Source organism: Alicyclobacillus hesperidum, assembly GCF_900107035.1.
Lineage (GTDB): Bacteria > Bacillota > Bacilli > Alicyclobacillales > Alicyclobacillaceae > Alicyclobacillus > Alicyclobacillus hesperidum.
In genome coordinates this window covers 45,878-61,984 of the sequence record NZ_FNOJ01000002.1, presented here as the reverse complement: position 1 = coordinate 61,984, position 16,107 = coordinate 45,878, and the positions used below count along the sequence as shown (strand labels likewise).

Genomic DNA, 16,107 nt, shown 5'->3' with positions numbered 1-16,107 from the left:
GCTCGTCCAAGCCACAAGCCCAATGGCCAAAACAAAGCAGGTTAAAATCGCAACGATTGGATCTAGATTTCCATTCATGACTTCCATCTGTTAGACTCCTCTTCGTGTAGGTTGTCTGTCTGCAACGACGTGCCGCGAGCGTGCTGATCTTCAGCGGCCCGGCCGTCGTGGTCAAGCATCCGGCCGCGGACGACGACATGCTCACCAAATCGATTGCGCAACGAATCGGTGACCTCCGTCAACTTTTGCAGGCGCAGCCGTTTGTCAAAGGCAGCGCGATCGCGTGGGCTGTCGAACAACCCAAGCTGCCACGAGATGTCCACCTCATTGACATCCACTAGCTCGCTGACACTAATACCAAGCAGACGAATTGGTTTTTGTTCAGGCCAATTCGCATTGAGCAAGGCTAGAGCATCGCCATAGATGTCTTCCGTCAAATTGGAGGCCATTGCGCGTTTGCTTTGGCGTGAAATGGTATGCATAAACTTGTCGCGGATGGTCAGTGTGACGACGCGCCCAGCTTTTCCGTGCTTGCGTAGGCGTCGGCCCACTTGGTCCGCGAGTTGCAGAAGTGTCCGTCGGATGATTTCCTGGTCTGTGGCATCGACGGGCAGTGTGACAGAATGGCCCACACTTTTTGGCGAGGGACGTTCACTGACGACGGGCCGTTCATCCAGTCCGTTTGCATGTTGCTGAAGTACGGCTCCGCGACTGCCACAGGTGCGCTCGAGAACCTCCAAAGGAGCAACGGCGAGATCGCCAATCGTGCGAATGCCAGCCTTGTATAAGGCCAGCGCGGTGCGACGTCCCACACCATACATTGCGGAGACGGGTAACGGCCAAAGTAGACTTTGATAATTCGCATCGTCGATGCGCGTGATGGCCATTGGTTTGCGCAGATCGCTTCCCATCTTCGCAAAAAACTTGTTCGTGGCAACGCCGATGGAGCAGGGAAGCTGCAATTCAGCGCGAAGGATAGATTGAATCCTACGGGCGATCTCCATGGCGTCACCGAATTGCCCACTGCCGGTCACGTCCGCGTAGCACTCGTCGATGCTGACAATTTCGACAGCAGGCGTAAATCTACGCACAATGTCGAATACTTGGCGTGCGAATGTTCGGTACAGTGGAAAGTCAGGGCGAATGACAAGCAATTCGGGACAAGCGCGCATGGCCTCGGCAACGGTCATCGTCGTGCGCACGCCGCGCGCCCGCGCCTCATAGCTCGCTGTGACGACAATGCCGTGGCGGGTTTCGGGATTGCCGGCGACGGCAATGGGTTTGCCGCGATAACGATCAGGTGACTGGGCAACGTGGCACGACGCGTAAAACGCGTTCATGTCGATGTGGAGAATTTGTCGCTCCCGGTCCATCGTTGACCCACCTCTCGTAACTAGTGTAACGGACGGCGTCCAAAAAGGGAACGCAGCAAGGTCAACGGTGGACGGATGTATCAAATGGCAGGAGGCAACGCATGTGAAAGAGCAACGGTTGTTGCGGATACGGGAACTGGTGAGCCAACAGGAAATCGAAACACAGGAAGAGCTGGTTCGTGCACTTGAGGAAGCTGGTTTTCAGGTGACGCAGGCGACCATCTCACGCGATATTAAGGAACTGCAGCTGATTAAAATCGTCGGGTCCAATGGAAAATACAAATACGCAATTCCGACGGCGACCAATACGGTATCGCTAGACGCTTTGCGCAGGCGACTGGCTGACGTGTTTATCTCTCAGGCGCGTGCCAGTAACCTCATTATCATCAAGGTGGCGCCAGGAAACGCACACGCAATTGGGGCATTGATGGATGCGCTGAATCCCCCTGGTCTTTTGGGGACGATTTGTGGAGATGACACGATGTTGCTCGTGTGTCAGGACGAGCAAAGCGCCATCGATTTGCTGAACGATGTATTGGATGTGGGCTAAAGGAAACGGGTTCGGCTGAGGCCACGACTGAAATTTCACTTTTTCCGAGTTATACTATAAGAGTTGAATTCATTTTGGTGATGCTCAGTGCTGTGCTGGGTCAAAGCACTTAGCTCAACGAGAATAAGGAGTAAATGCCATGCCATTGTACAACTCGATTCTCGAACTCGTCGGCCATACGCCCACAGTTCGCCTTAACCGACTTCCAGATCCGAATGGTGCACAGGTTTACGTGAAATTAGAAGGGAAAAATCCAGCCGGTAGCGTAAAGGATCGGCCTGCTTTAAACATGATTCTGCAAGCCGAGAAAGAGGGTAAGCTGATTCCGGGCAAGAGCACCGTGATTGAAGCGACATCGGGGAACACCGGTATCGGCTTGGCGATGGTTTGTGCTGCCAGAGGGTATCGCTGTATCATCACAATGCCGGAGAACGCCACCGAGGAGCGTGTCAAGTTGCTAAAGGCCTACGGGGCAGAGGTGTACCTCACACCAGAAGGCCAGCGCATGACAGGAGCCATTAAAGAGGCTGAACAACTGGCGGCAAGTATTCCGCACAGCTTTATTGCCCAACAGTTCGATAATCCGGCCAACCCAGACGCCCATCGTGGCACGACGGCGGTTGAAATTTATGAGGATTTTGAGGGTAAGCTCGACGCTTTCGTGCTGACGGCAGGCACGGGAGGCACCGTTACGGGCACGGGTGAAGAATTAAAGAAAAGGATCCCAGGCCTCAAAATTTATGTCGTCGAGCCCAAAGGGTCTCCCGTGTTGTCGGGCGGGCAACCAGGGCCGCATAAAATTCCTGGCACCGGCCCAGGCTTTGTTCCAAGCATCTTGAATCGCAAGGCTTTCGATGAAATTCTGCTGATCGAAGACAAAGAAGCACAAAACACGGCACGGCGCTTGGCTGCAGAAGAAGGTATTTTGCTTGGTGCATCGGGGGCGGCTTCTGTGTTTCATGGTTTGCAAATTGCCAGCAAACTGCCGAAGGATGCACGAGTACTCTGCTTGGCGCCTGACACTGGAGAGCGCTATCTATCATCGGATTTATACCAGATGTAGGTGCTTGGTTGGCCTGGCGGGCGGAAGGGCATTGCGTAAGGGAGAATTTTTTTCGCAAAAGATAGGTCTCAGGACTCATGTATCCGGCATGAAGGGCCAGTATACTACATGGTGTAGTGTAGACGAACTGTTCTACACTGTACCTAAACCCGAATTTCCCGGTCTGCGGGCAGACTCATCGGCAGTATGCTGATGAGTCTTTTTTTGTGTGTGTCTTTGATCAAGAAATCCTGTGCTTTCCCAAGTTTGGGTCATTGGGGTTGGGATATGTTCTGATGCGACCGTGCGCAAAACCGAATTGATAAGGAAACTCGCAGTCGGTACGTTTACAGACTCGCAATTGGCTCCGTGTGAATGCGTTTACAGTTGTGTTGTTTCGATATATAATGCCTGCAAAAGAGGTTTGTTTGGTATTAGAGCAAACAAACCTGCTAGGGAGTGTGCAGAAGTGCGTATGGGGACCGTCGTGCGCAACCTGAATCGTGCAAACGTTTTAAGGGAGGTGAGACTGCATCAGCCCATTTCCAGAGCTGACATCGCGAAACGCTTAGGTCTAAGTCGATCGGTTGTCTCCGAGATCGTCGACTCCCTACTTACGGATGGTTTTGTGCGTGAAGTTGGGACGGGAAGATCAACATCCAAAGGCGGGCGCCCTTCTGTTCGACTGAAGTTCGTCCCAACGGCACGATACTCATTTGGAATGGATATAGGCGGAACAAAGACGATATTGATGTTAACGGATCTCGCTGGAACCGTCATCGCGCATCGAAAGATAGCATCGCATCGCGACGGGGCTAGTATTGTCGAGCATTTGCGCAGGCAAGCGCAAATGTTTCTCCAGGAGTCTGGCGTTCCGAAAGATAAAATTGTCGGATCCGGAATTGGTGCACCAGGGCTTATCAATTATGAGGATGGCACGGTCATCGCTGCACCAGGGTTGAATTGGATAAACGTCAATTTGCGAGAGGCCTTCCATTCATATCTGCCGGGTCCAATTATTGTAGACAACGATGTAAACATGGCACTCGTTGGAGAAAAATGGGTTGGATCTGGTGGGGACGATGAGGACGTCATTTTTGTCGCCATTGGTACTGGCATTGGGGCTGCACTTATGATTGGTGGCCAAATTCACCGTGGCTCGGCAGGATATGCGGGTGAGGTCGGATATGCTCCAGTTGATCCGTTTACGGATGCACAAAGTGATGTGACCCGATTTGGACCGCTCGAGAACGTAGCATCGGGTACTGGAATTCGATTAGAGGCCAAAGCAAATATGAATCTATTTCCTCAATCAATGCTTCAGGGCAGAGAGATTCGCACTGAGGAAGTGTTTGAAGCCGCACGACATGGCGATGAATTGGGCCAATATGTGGTGGATAGGACAGTCAAATATTTAGCCTTTGCTTTGGCTCATATGGTTGCCCTAGTAAACCCTGCGAAAATCATTTTAGGGGGAGGCGTGATGCGGGTTGGGGATACACTCCTTAAGCAAATTGATCAGCGTTTGAAGCAAATCATGCCGATACGAGCGCGTTTAACATTGGCCCAGTTGGGTGAATTGGCAGGTGCGTATGGAGCTGCGGCAAGCCCAATTATGGAGATGTACAGAATCTAATATGAACTCTTTCTCGCGAGGTGAACATAGCATGGCACTTCAGGAAGGACAACGGTTGGAGCGTGGCATCGGGCTGTTCCAAGCCACCGCTACAAATATGTCGCAGATGATGGGGGCTGGTCCATTCATTACCGTACCCATCATTTTGTCAGCCATGGGTGGGCCGCAAGCCATTTTTGGATGGATGGTTGGCGCGCTTTTGGCCGCCCTCGATGGATTGGTTTGGAGTGAGTTGGGTGCTGCGATGCCGGGCGAAGGCGGAACTTATGTGTATTTGCGAGAGGCGTTCCAGTATCGGACGGGAAAACTTATGCCATTCCTCTTCGTCTGGTCAACACTGATTGTCACCCCTCTCATTATGTCTACTGGTGCGATTGGCTTGACGCAGTATTTGGCTTATTTCTTTCCGCATATGACGGGTTTGGAATCGAAGTTGGTTGCCGTGCTTGTCACCATCATCACGATGGTGCTTTTGTGGAGAAGGATCACATCTATTGCAAGGCTGACAACCGTATTATGGATCGGTGCTATCTTAACAGTAGTCATGGTGATTGTGGCGGCTTCCATACATTTTAACGCACACCTAGCTTTTTCGTTTCCACCTAACGCTTTCGCGCCTTCAAAATTTTTACTTGGGCTCGGAAGTGGCATGCTCATTTCTATCTACGATTACATGGGGTACTATACAGCTTCATACCTTGGCGACGAAGTTTCGAATCCGGGTAAAACGATTCCGCGTGCAATCTTATTATCTATTCTATTCGTGGCTATTATATATCTGTGTATGAACATTGGAATGATTGGAAATATACCATGGCAAGCGGCGATGAAAAGCACAGATATTGGCACTCAGTTGGTTGAAAGTGTATGGGGCCGTCCTGGCGCCATCGTGATTACCCTGCTCATCATATGGACTTGTTTTGCATCGGTGTACACGGGGCTTCTAGGGGCTTCCAGACTTCCGTATAACGCGGCACGTGACGGCCTGTTTTTTAAATCGTTTGCGAACCTGCATCCAAGGCTCAAGTTTCCCTATGTCGGCCTGCTTGTCATGGGCGTGATCATGGCGATTTGTTGTTTCTTCAATTTGACAGAAATCATTAACGCACTCATGGCGATGGCGATTGTCATTCAATTCATGGGACAGATTGTCGCCCTCACAATCCTTAGAAAGCGACAACCGAATCTGAAACGCCCGTTCCGTCAGTGGCTCTATCCCATTCCGAGCATTCTTGCCTTCGTCGGGTGGGCGTATGTGTTTTATTCTTCAGGTTGGGCAGCGATTCGTTTGGCGATTGTGTGGACGGCCTTGGGTATTATTGCCTTTTTGGTATGGGCCTACCGGAAGCGAGAATGGCCGTTTGGTCAAAAGGTTATTCAAGAAGCATATTTGGTACAACATATGGAGTCGGTTGAACAGCTCTCTGTGGATTAGATAGACAGGCAACGTCGGAGAAGACCTGAAGGATGGTGGAGAGGTTATGAACATTCGCGTATTTCGCACGCCTTCCGATGCTGGCATTTACGCTGCTTCAATGCTTGAAAGGGTTATTACGTCTTCGGAGCGACCGGTCATCGGTCTGGCAACAGGCGAGACTGTCATTCCGGTTTATGATGCATTGGTCAATTTCGTTCGTTGCGGGCTGAACGTTTCTCATGTGACGACGATAAACCTCGACGAGTATGTCGGTCTCGCACCTGACCATCCGCAAAGTTATCACCAGTTTATGGATGAGCATTTGTTCTCAAGAATCGGCATTCGCATGCAGTCTACGCATTTACCGAATGGAGTCGCCCCCGACCTCGCGGCGGAATGTGAACGATACAACGAGGTGATAAGGAATCATCCAATCGATATGCAAGTACTCGGGATCGGCGTAAATGGACACATCGGTTTTAATGAGCCTTCCCATGCCTTGATCACGGGTACACACGTGGTCAACTTAACACCTGAAACGATAGCGATGAATGCAAGATTCTTTTCCAGAAAGGAGGATGTCCCTCGGCAGGCCATTACGATGGGCATACAATCCATACTGCAAGCCAAGCAAATTATGCTTTTGGCGTTCGGGGAGCACAAGGCTGATATTATCTACCGAGCACTGAAAGATGGCATTCGCACAGATGTTCCAGCGAGTATATTGCAACTTCATAAGGACGTTACGGTCATCCTGGATCGTCAAAGTGCGGCACGCCTTGGTCTTTAAGTTGAGGAATCCATCAACAAGGCTGTCTCCCGATGCTTGAACCCAGTCGTCAAGCATCGGGCATTTTGTTATAGGAGAGTAGTTGCCGATGTTTACGCACCCCATAGTTCTGTGTCGCCCTTTATTATCAGACAGACTGCCAACGATCCCGCCTAAGATTTGGACGAGGAGCGATTAGCCATGTTTAGATGCGTTGCAAACACAAAAAAGACCTTCCATGGCCTGATCCGGCCATATGTGTGAGAGGCGGCCCATCATGGAATGCCCCTGTGGGGAGGCCTCATGTAAAAACAACGCACACATGAAGGGATCTGGTTCTAGTTATTTGGCAGTTTAGCAAGCAACGAGCTTGTCGACTTTTCCAAGATACGCGACGCCGTTCGAATATCAGCTACTTTTTGTTCTTCCTCTTGGGTCATGTCTGTCAAAATGGAGAGTATCGCCGATGAATCTTTTTCGGCTGCAGCCTGCCGTAAATTTTTCACTCCGGCTTCTACTGCATTCTGATTGACGAGTGCATCTTCCAAATAGGAAATCACGTTTGTTGACTGCGGCTCTTGTGCGGTCAAGAGGACGGTCTGGGATGTCGAGACGGCCTCCTGCAAGGCCGCGATATAGGCATTGACAGCGATTTGTAGTTGGGCTTGTGCCACCACGTCATTGTGCGTGGCCGCCTGATACGCATTCAGTGTCTGCTCAAGTGCCAAGGCCATGTCGTTTGGCGATGTCAGTTCCGGTGCCGTGTCGTTGTTTTTATCAGGATGTGGAATTTTCTTGGGTTGAATGTGCTGATAGGGTGCGATAGCCTGCTCAAATTCTGTGATGATGTGGTTAATGTCCGACTTGTTGGACTTGTTCGACGAGGGGCGCGATGGCATGGTCGCGTTTCCGGTTCCGTTGTCTATCGCGTTGCTGTACGCAGTAAGCAGCGGAACCGGGTTCGATGCCGCGAGAACGTTTGATCCGTATGCTGTGACGACGAGCGCCGCAGCGGTCGAAAACATTGCGACAAACAAGCCTCTTGCCACGTAATTCACCTCATTTGCGTGCTACCATAACATTCGCCGCGATGAGGCGTATCTGTGGGGGTACTTTTCTTGTTCTACGTCGTATTTTACGATCACGCCTTGCGCTGTCCGGCCAGTTGTCGCAAGCGCTCTGCTGCGTAAGCGAATGTGGCTGCGCCTGCGATAATCAACAAATGCTGAACGAAATGAGAGAAATGTCCTTCCTCGTTGATCAGTCCAGGTAGGAACACGAGTACCAGGACCGCCGCGGATACGTAGAGCGTGACAACGTACAGCAAAGGATTTTGTTTCACGATATCACCTCACTATCGCTGTCTTCATGCTGTGCAAATGCAGAATCCTCCGCGCGCCGAGTCCACCAGGCCGTCTGAAAGCCCGCCAATGCACCTGCGAACGCAAAGAGACCATGCACAAGTGCATGATGTAAGATGCTCACTTCTGACCAAGCATTGACCGTCGGCCACTCGCCAATGCCAATGGCAATCATCGCTAATACCAACGGAAGCGGAATTTGTGCCACGAATCTCACACTCCTTGTCCAACTTGCAAATTCCATCACTATGAAGAAGTTTGGACAGGGTGTGTAAGAATTAAACCTATTGCAAGAACAATGATGAGAATAGGTTGTTATGGATGGTTTTGCCGAAAGCGGCCAATCACCTCGGTGGTATCGAGAATCGTGATAAACGCATTGGGATCGATAGACTGTACTAAATCTCGCAGGTCCGACATTTCGAGATGGGTCATGGCACACAAAAGCACACCGCGCTCGCGCTGTGTATACGCCCCGTAGGCGCGCATGATGGTGCTGCCGCGTACGAGTTTTTGACCGATTTCACTGCTGACTTCTGCCGGCTTTTCGGTGACAATGAGCGCCGTTTTACGCTGTTGGAAATGCATGAGGCCGCTGACGACACGCGATGCCGCATACATGCTGACGAGCGTGTATAGTCCCGCCGGCACGCCAAAGACGAACATCGAGAGGATGACGATGACGGCGTTCATCACAAAGCCGATGGACCCGACGCTGCGGCCCGTCAGCCGATTGATAACAAGGCTCAAGATGTCCGTACCGCCCATGGAGCCGCCGACCCGAATCACGAGACCGGATGATAGGCCGCTTAAGACGCCGCCATACAAGCCCATAAGAAGAGGGTCTTTCGGGGTTTGAAATTGAATGTGAACGGCGTCGGCAATGACCGAGAATCCTAGAATGGCAATCCCGGTCTGCAAAATAAACCGTCTGCCCAGATACTTGTATCCAATGAGAAACAGCGGAATGTTAAAGACGAAAAACAGCGTGCCGACACCAAGGATGTGTACGTAATGGTGAATGATCTGCGCAACGCCCGTGACGCCGCCGGCCAAAATCCGGGCGGGTGTCAAAAAGTTGTTGACGGAAATAGCGCCAATTAAATCGCAAAAGAGAATGACCGCGATCCTCCATGTCCAGTCTAGCACTGGGTGCCCAGTTCCTTTCATGCCTACTACGCGCCGCATGCCGTCGTACATGTTCATGTGTCCACGTCTCCTGTTCGTAAGCTCACCTCACATTGTACACTGTGTGCGGCGTGATCGATGCCAGCTTCTTCGGTAATATGGAGATAGATATCGGCGGACTTGCATCCGGCCTTGGGCGAGGGAAGACAGTGGTTACCAAGCACCAGCAAATTCTCGACTACATTCGGTCGTTGCCGCTTGGCGCGCAGATTTCTGTTCGAAAAATTGCCCGTGTGTTGCATGTCTCCGAGGGAACGGCTTATCGGGCCATCAAAGATGCCGAGCGAGAGGGGTTTGTCTCGACGCTCGACCGCATTGGCACCGTTCGTGTAGAACGCAAAGAAAAGGCACAGATTGAGCGCCTGACGTTTGCCGAAGTGGTGCGCATTGTCGAAGGGACGGTGCTTGGAGGGCGCGAAGGATTGCACAAATCGCTGGGGCGCCTCGTCATCGGTGCCATGAAAACGGAGTCCATCAGTCGCTACCTGAACCCTGGTAGCCTGATGATTGTCGGCAACCGCGAGCAAGTACAACGCATGTCGCTCAAGAGTGGGGCAGCCGTCCTCATCACGGGTGGCTTTACGGCGTCGCCGATGGTCGAGCGACTTGCCAACGAATATCAGTTGCCGCTCATCTCATGTTCGTACGACACGTTTACGACGGCGACGCTGATCAACCGCGCATTGTATGATCAAATGATTAAAAAAGACATTCTCTACGTGGAGGATGTCGTTCAGGAACAGTCGCTATCGACGCTGACGCCAGTAGATACGGTTCGCGATTATTACCACTTGGTTGAAGCGACGGGGCACTCGCGCGTGCCTGTGGTGGATCGCAACGGCCGACTTGTCGGCATCATCAGCCCACGCGACGTCGCGGAAGCCGAATCATCTGCGCCCATCGCGCGCTTTATGACTCGCCATCCGGTGACGGTCACGCCAAAGACGACGATTGCCTCGGCGTCTCATCGCATGGCGTTTGAAGGCATTGAGATGATGCCGGTCGTGCGTGATCGCAATCTCGTCGGCGTCTTGACTCGTCAGGATGTGATTCGGGCTCTACAAATTATGAGTCGGCAGCCACAGGTGGCAGAAACGGTGGAAGATTTAGTAGTTCGCGATTTCACGTCGGTGGAGTCTGGGGATGGCCAGGTGCTCTTGCGCGGACAGGTGACGCCGCAGATGACGACAAGCGGCGGGACGCTCGCGAGCGGGCCGCTGACGACCATCATTCAAGAGGCGGCACGCGTTTGCTTGCGGCGTGTGCGTCACGCCGACATGGTGGTCGAAAACATGACGCTGTATATGCTGCGACCGGTACCGGTCGATAGTACCATCGACGCGCGCGCAAAGGTACTCGATTATGGTAGGCGCTACGCGAAAGTGGAGGTCGTCATCGAGGATGAGGCGGATGCGTTCGCCAAGGCCTTGTTGACTGCACAATGGATCGAGAGGTGAATCGCGTTGGCTGATTTCGTCCACCTGCACGTGCACAGTGCCTATTCGTTTCGCGAGAGCCTGTTGCGCATCGAGGATCTCGTCGAGGCGGCTGCCCTGTATGAGATGCCGGCAATCGCGCTGACGGACACAAACGGGATGTACGGCGCGGTCTCGTTCTACCGCCAGGCGAAGGCGCGAGGCGTCGAACCGGTGATTGGCTGTCAGCTGCAAATCGACTTGCGGACACAAGGGGTAGAGGAACCTGTAGCGCGCGCGCGCAGCGAATGGCGGCGAGAGTTGGAAACGGTTGTGCTGCTTGCGCGTGGGCTGGCCGGGTATCGGGCTTTGACGCGGCTCGTCACATGCGCGAGGGCGAATGGACCCGTCCCGTTCATTCGGGTGGACGAACTCGCTATGCATGCGACAGATTTGATCTGTCTCATCGGTGGTGGGGAATCCCGCTTGCTGGCGCAATATGCAGCAGGCGACGAACAAGCGGCACAGCGGTCGTTACAGACCTTGCTCGGCGCCTGCCCGGCAGGGCAAGTGTACATCGATGTACAAGACCACCAAAAAATGGTCGAGCGCCAGGGGTTGCCGGGCTTGCTGCGCGCAGCGAGGCTTTGGGATGTGCCTTTGGTCGCTACAAACGACGCCCGTTATCGCTTTCCGGAGGACGCAAAGTTGCATCGCGCCTATGCCGCTCTCGACCGCCCCGATGCCGAGGATATTTGGCCGACCGATCGGTTTGCTTTGGTCGGCGCTGACGAGATGTCCAGGCGGTTTGCCAATTTGCCTGAGGCTCTGCAAAACACCGTTGCGATCGCGGACGAGTGTAAGTTGCACCTCCCTTTGTACCAAGTACAGATGCCGCGTTACCAGACCAAAGACGGGCGCCCGAGCGAAATCGTTTTGCGGGAGGCTGCGCGCGTCGGTGCGACCTCACGCTACGGCGATGTGACCGGCGAGATTGAACGGCGTTTGCAGTACGAGTTGGACGTCATCTGCAACATGGGGTATGCGGATTATTTCTTAGTTGTCGCAGATTTCATTCGCTATGCGCATCAACGAGGTATCTCGACAGGGCCTGGCCGCGGTTCGGCGGCAGGCAGTCTTGTCGCCTACGCACTGCGCATTACAGATGTCGACCCGATGGCTAACCAATTGCTCTTCGAGCGGTTTCTAAACCCCGAGCGAGTCTCGCTCCCCGATATTGATACTGACTTCGAATACGAGCGGCGGGGCGAAGTCATCTCGTATGTGGTCGACAAGTACGGACGGGATCGCGTCGCCCAAATTGGTACGTTTGGCACACTCGCCGCCCGCGCAGCCTTGCGCGATGCAGGCCGAATGCTGGGGGCTGATCCGCAACTGGTGGATCAATTAAGCAAGTTGGTGCCAGGGCAGCCGGGAGTGACGCTTTCGGCGGTACGCGCACAGGTCCCTTCATTTGAGCGGATCATCGAGGGGGCGGAGGCGGCCTTGCGCCTGTACGACGCCGCGGTGCGGCTTGAAGGATTGCCTCATCATACTTCGATTCACGCGGCGGGCGTGGTCATTGCACCGGGGCCGCTTGTCGACTGGGTTCCGCTCGATCCTGGCGGCGATGGCGCGCCTGTGACGCAGTACGCCATGGACGACATCGAGGCTCTGGGGCTCGTGAAAATGGATTTTCTCGGGTTGCGGACGCTGACGCTCGTCGACGCCTGTATCCGTTCCATCCGCGAGCGCACAGGTGAAATGGTCGATTGGCGGCAGATACCGACAGACGATCCCGCGACCTACGACATGCTGACGCGCGCGGAGACCAACGGCGTGTTTCAATTGGAGTCGCCAGGCATGCGTCGGGTTCTTAAGCAGCTGCGGCCGACGACGCTCGACGACATCGTCGCCGTGATCTCGTTGAACCGACCAGGGCCCATGGAAAACATTCCTGCGTTTTGTGACGCTAAGCACGGGCGCGTCGCGGTAAGCTATCCGCATCCGGATTTGAAACCCATTTTGCAGGATACGTACGGCGTGATCGTCTACCAGGAACAAATTATGCAAATTGCCAGCTTGATGGCGGGTTTCTCCCTCGGCCAGGCCGATCTGTTGCGGCGGGCTGTATCCAAGAAAAAGCGGGACATCCTCGATGAAGAGCGATCGCGCTTTGTCGACGGATGCTTGCGCAACGGTTACGACGCCGCGACGGCCCATGATGTTTACGACTTAATCGTCCGTTTTGCCGACTACGGTTTCAATCGCTCACATGCCGCCGCCTATGCGGTGCTGGCGTATCGCACGGCCTACCTACGAGCTCACCATCTGCCGGAATTTCTGGCTGCCTTGATGACCATGGCCATGGGTGCACCAGACAAGATTCGAACGTATGAGCAGGATGCGCGCAGGCATCGCATCGCGGTCTTGCCGCCGTCGGTCGTGCACAGTGAGCGCGGTTATGCAGTGGATGCCGACGGCGCCATTCGTACAGGTTTGCTCGCCATTCGCAATGTCGGAGAGGCGGCGGTCGAACACATTCTCTCTCTGCGCCGCGAGCGTCCATTTTCGTCGCTTGTCGATTTTCTTCAGCGCATACAATCGCGCCTGGTCAACCGCAAGGCGTTAGACAGCCTGCTCTTGGCGGGAGCTTTTGATGAATTCTTTCCGGACGCTGCCGCGCCGTCGGCCAAACAACAAATGTTCGAAGAAGCGTGGAAACGCGCCGAGGAAGCTCGTCAATTTGCGGGCCTCACACTGGAATTTGGATTCCCAGCGGACGATCCGCCTTTGCGGTCGTCAACATCTGACGAGGGAACCAAAATCCTGTATATTCGCTACGCGGGAAACAAGGGCGGATCGACTCTGCGCCGCGTGCAGGCGGCCTTGTCTGCATTCCCGGGCGCGACGCCTGTGGCGCTATACGACGCGACGGCAAGGCGGACACGCCTGCTCGGCGAGCGTTGGTGTGTCGAGGTGACGCCTGAACTTGTGACACTGCTTGAAGAGGTCGTGGGCATCGGCAACGTGCGTGTGCGTGAAGCGCCGAAGAAATCGCGTTAAGGGGCATACGCTGAGGTCGACTGTCGTAGGGTAGAAACGGGCCGTGCTTGCCCTCTTGTCTAATTGTGCTATGGTAGAGACAAGGAGTGGGGCCAGCCCACTCTGTCTGATCGTGATATAATGCTTGCAAGAATTCTCATTTTGCTTGCTAGGAGCGAAGATCGAATGTGGACGGTCATCTACATCGCACCGACAGCCCGCCAGGCTGACCAGATTCGGAACAAGTTGACGGAAGAGGGCTTCCTAGTCAAAGTGAGGCAAGCGCGTGGCGCGAAAGAGCAGTTCGAAATTTTGATACCCGAGAGCGAATTGGATGAGGGGCAGGAAATCCTGAAGGAGATTCTGCACTCTTCTTTGTGATGGAACCACTGCAAAACGAGGTGGAGTCGTGTTAAAGGACCTGTTTTACAGGCGGCGCCAATATGCCACCCTAGGGACGGCTGCCGAACCCAAACCTGTTCAGAAACCGCCTGAAGTCGTCGAGCGCGACGTGCCCAAAGGGCTTGTGCAAAAGTGTGAGGCGTGCGGCAATCTATTGATGGCCAAAGAGCTACAAAAGCACGTGTACACTTGTCCGGAGTGCAATTTTCATTTTCGCGTCGATGCGCGAACACGCGTCGAGTTGACGCTGGACACAGGTACATTCATTGAACTCGACGCGGGAATCACGTCGACCAATCCGCTAGGTTTTCCTGAATACGAGTCGAAATTGGCGAAGGCTCAAAGTGCGACAGGAATGGTGGAAGGTGCACTGACAGGGAGAGGCGAGATCGACGGCATGCCAGTCTTGATGGCTGTCATGGATCCCGGCTTTATGATGGGGAGTATGGGAGCGGCTGTCGGTGAAAAACTGACGCGCGCGATGGAACGGGCGTGTGTCGAGCGCAAGCCGTTGATTTTGTTTACGGCTTCAGGCGGCGCGCGCATGCAAGAGGCCATTTTGTCGTTGATGCAAATGGCCAAAACAAGCGTCGCTTTGCGCCGGATGCACGATAGTGGTGTGCTGTTTGTCTCAGTTATCACACATCCGACCACGGGTGGCGTCAGTGCTAGCTTCGCGAGCCTTGGCGATATCATCATCGCCGAGCCTGGGGCTATGTTTGGATTTGCCGGACGCCGTGTCGTCGAGCAGACCATGCGCCAGAAGCTACCAGATGACTTTCAGACAGCCGAATTCAATTTGAAGCACGGCATGGTTGACAAAGTCGTGCACCGCAAGCAAATGCGCGATGCGTTGGCGGCCATCGTCCGCATCCATACAGCTCGGGGGTGGGCCGATGCCGACTGAACTCGACTTTGAAAAACCGATAGCCGAACTTCAAGGTAAAATCGCAGAGCTGAAGTCGTTCATGGAGAAGAATGGCTTAGATTTACACGGCGAATTAAGGAAGCTGGAAGAGCGGCTCGAAGAGTTGACGGAGACCACGTATGCCAATTTGACCGCCTGGCAGCGCGTACAATTGGCCAGGCAAATTGGCCGTCCGACGACGCTCGACTATATCAAGGGGATTTGCGACGAGTTCCTCGAGTTGCACGGCGACAGGCATTTTGCGGACGACCCAACCATCGTAGGCGGCATCGGTCTCGTCGCGGGCCATCCCATCACGGTGATTGGGCATCAAAAGGGCCGCGATACGAAGGAAAACATTCGCCGCAATTTTGGTATGGCAAACCCGGAGGGCTACCGGAAGGCTCTGCGCTTGATGCGTCAGGCTGAGAAATTTGGTCGCCCCGTGGTGTTTTTTATCGATACGCCCGGTGCATATGCGGGGATGTCGGCGGAGGAACGCGGACAAAGCGTCGCCATCGCGGAAAACCTTCTGGAAATGTCTGGGTTGCGGACGCCGACCATCTCCATCGTGACCGGCGAAGGAGGCAGTGGGGGCGCACTGGGACTCGGCATCACAGACCGCATCTTCATGCTTGACTATGCCTGGTATTCAGTCATTGCCCCCGAATCCGCGGCTGCCATTCTGTGGAAAGACAGTAAACTCGGTCCGAAGGCTGCTGAGGTTATGCGTTTGACTGCGGCCGATTTGCTCGATCTCGGCATTGTCGATGGCGTGATCGCCGAACCGCGCGGCGGCGCTCAAAAAGATCCTAAGGCTATGGTGCAGTCGGTGCGCGAAAAGGTCGTGGCAACTTTACGTGAACTTTCGCAGATTCCTATTGATGAACTTCTGGCCGCGCGATACCATAAGTATCGGGATATGGGAGAATACATCGAACGGCAGTGAAGCGGTGTCCAGCCTGTAGCTGGACATTCCGCTTCTTCCTTTGTTGTCGACTC

15 protein-coding genes and 1 pseudogene are annotated in these 16,107 nt (G+C 53.9%); 11 read left to right on the top strand and 5 right to left on the bottom strand.

Annotated elements, in window-relative coordinates; genetic code table 11:
- Positions 1 to 74: 74 nt before the first annotated feature.
- On the bottom strand, positions 75 to 1,373 hold the full coding sequence (locus BLU70_RS01510; protein WP_074691384.1) for a DNA polymerase IV: 1,299 nt from the start codon (positions 1,371 to 1,373) through the stop codon (positions 75 to 77).
- A gap of 103 nt (positions 1,374 to 1,476) precedes the next feature.
- On the opposite strand from BLU70_RS01510, the gene argR reads away from it, so the two are divergent.
- The 6 genes and pseudogenes from argR to nagB all read left to right on the top strand — a co-directional run bounded on the left by argR (position 1,477) and on the right by nagB (position 6,808).
- Positions 1,477 to 1,923: an arginine repressor gene (argR, locus tag BLU70_RS01505; RefSeq protein WP_058093840.1), complete on the top strand. Its 447-nt coding sequence runs from the start codon at positions 1,477 to 1,479 to the stop codon at positions 1,921 to 1,923.
- A 139-nt stretch (positions 1,924 to 2,062) separates the two neighbouring features.
- Positions 2,063 to 2,986, top strand: a complete 924-nt coding sequence (cysK, locus tag BLU70_RS01500) for a cysteine synthase A (protein WP_074691382.1) — start codon at positions 2,063 to 2,065, stop codon at positions 2,984 to 2,986.
- 454 nt (positions 2,987 to 3,440) lie between these two features.
- A pseudogene (locus BLU70_RS14930) lies at positions 3,441 to 3,593 on the top strand (MarR family transcriptional regulator); the annotation flags it as partial.
- 123 nt (positions 3,594 to 3,716) lie between these two features.
- Entirely contained in the window at positions 3,717 to 4,601 is an 885-nt protein-coding gene (locus tag BLU70_RS01495; RefSeq protein ID WP_244885073.1) for an ROK family protein, read from the top strand.
- Positions 4,602 to 4,632: 31 nt separating this feature from the next.
- A complete protein-coding gene (locus BLU70_RS01490; RefSeq protein ID WP_244885072.1) occupies positions 4,633 to 6,036 on the top strand; it encodes an APC family permease in 1,404 nt (467 codons plus the stop codon).
- Positions 6,037 to 6,082: 46 nt separating this feature from the next.
- Positions 6,083 to 6,808, top strand: coding sequence for a glucosamine-6-phosphate deaminase (gene nagB, locus BLU70_RS01485; RefSeq protein WP_074691379.1), 726 nt, complete (start codon positions 6,083 to 6,085; stop codon positions 6,806 to 6,808).
- Between the two features lie 317 nt (positions 6,809 to 7,125).
- Here nagB and BLU70_RS01480 read toward each other — a convergent pair whose 3' ends face one another.
- The 4 genes from BLU70_RS01480 to BLU70_RS01465 form a co-directional block, all read right to left on the bottom strand.
- Entirely contained in the window at positions 7,126 to 7,836 is a 711-nt protein-coding gene (locus BLU70_RS01480) for a hypothetical protein (RefSeq protein WP_074691378.1), read from the bottom strand.
- Between the two features lie 92 nt (positions 7,837 to 7,928).
- Complete coding sequence (locus tag BLU70_RS01475; protein ID WP_006447239.1) at positions 7,929 to 8,129, bottom strand: hypothetical protein; 201 nt, start codon at positions 8,127 to 8,129, stop codon at positions 7,929 to 7,931.
- Entirely contained in the window at positions 8,126 to 8,356 is a 231-nt protein-coding gene (locus BLU70_RS01470; protein ID WP_006447240.1) for a hypothetical protein, read from the bottom strand. The genes BLU70_RS01475 and BLU70_RS01470 overlap by 4 nt, the downstream gene beginning before the upstream one ends.
- 107 nt (positions 8,357 to 8,463) lie before the next feature.
- A complete protein-coding gene (locus BLU70_RS01465) occupies positions 8,464 to 9,354 on the bottom strand; it encodes a YitT family protein (RefSeq protein WP_040289655.1) in 891 nt (296 codons plus the stop codon).
- A 131-nt stretch (positions 9,355 to 9,485) separates the two neighbouring features.
- On the opposite strand from BLU70_RS01465, the gene BLU70_RS01460 reads away from it, so the two are divergent.
- From BLU70_RS01460 to BLU70_RS01440, 5 genes are all read left to right on the top strand, one after another.
- Positions 9,486 to 10,793: a DRTGG domain-containing protein gene (locus BLU70_RS01460; RefSeq protein ID WP_074691371.1), complete on the top strand. Its 1,308-nt coding sequence runs from the start codon at positions 9,486 to 9,488 to the stop codon at positions 10,791 to 10,793.
- A 6-nt stretch (positions 10,794 to 10,799) separates the two neighbouring features.
- Complete coding sequence (gene dnaE / locus BLU70_RS01455) at positions 10,800 to 13,817, top strand: DNA polymerase III subunit alpha (RefSeq protein ID WP_074691368.1); 3,018 nt, start codon at positions 10,800 to 10,802, stop codon at positions 13,815 to 13,817.
- Between the two features lie 165 nt (positions 13,818 to 13,982).
- Positions 13,983 to 14,177, top strand: a complete 195-nt coding sequence (locus tag BLU70_RS01450; protein ID WP_006447244.1) for a hypothetical protein — start codon at positions 13,983 to 13,985, stop codon at positions 14,175 to 14,177.
- Positions 14,178 to 14,205: 28 nt separating this feature from the next.
- The gene (accD, locus tag BLU70_RS01445; protein ID WP_074691366.1) at positions 14,206 to 15,105 is read left to right on the top strand and encodes an acetyl-CoA carboxylase, carboxyltransferase subunit beta; all 900 of its coding nucleotides are present in this window, start codon (positions 14,206 to 14,208) and stop codon (positions 15,103 to 15,105) included.
- Entirely contained in the window at positions 15,095 to 16,054 is a 960-nt protein-coding gene (locus tag BLU70_RS01440; protein ID WP_006447246.1) for an acetyl-CoA carboxylase carboxyltransferase subunit alpha, read from the top strand. Before accD ends, BLU70_RS01440 begins: the two co-directional genes overlap by 11 nt.
- Positions 16,055 to 16,107: the final 53 nt, after the last annotated feature.

Bases quoted from the DNA above. Each gene is read 5' to 3' on its own strand.
- cysK (WP_074691382.1), top strand. From the start codon at position 2,063: ATGCCATTGTACAACTCGATTCTCGAACTCGTCGGCCATACGCCCACA.
- BLU70_RS01490 (WP_244885072.1), top strand. From the start codon at position 4,633: ATGGCACTTCAGGAAGGACAACGGTTGGAGCGTGGCATCGGGCTGTTC.
- BLU70_RS01450 (WP_006447244.1), top strand. From the start codon at position 13,983: ATGTGGACGGTCATCTACATCGCACCGACAGCCCGCCAGGCTGACCAG.
- BLU70_RS01495 (WP_244885073.1), top strand. From the start codon at position 3,717: ATGTTAACGGATCTCGCTGGAACCGTCATCGCGCATCGAAAGATAGCA.
- BLU70_RS01440 (WP_006447246.1), top strand. From the start codon at position 15,095: ATGCCGACTGAACTCGACTTTGAAAAACCGATAGCCGAACTTCAAGGT.
- BLU70_RS01510 (WP_074691384.1), bottom strand. From the start codon at position 1,373: ATGGACCGGGAGCGACAAATTCTCCACATCGACATGAACGCGTTTTAC.
- nagB (WP_074691379.1), top strand. From the start codon at position 6,083: ATGAACATTCGCGTATTTCGCACGCCTTCCGATGCTGGCATTTACGCT.
- BLU70_RS01465 (WP_040289655.1), bottom strand. From the start codon at position 9,354: ATGAACATGTACGACGGCATGCGGCGCGTAGTAGGCATGAAAGGAACT.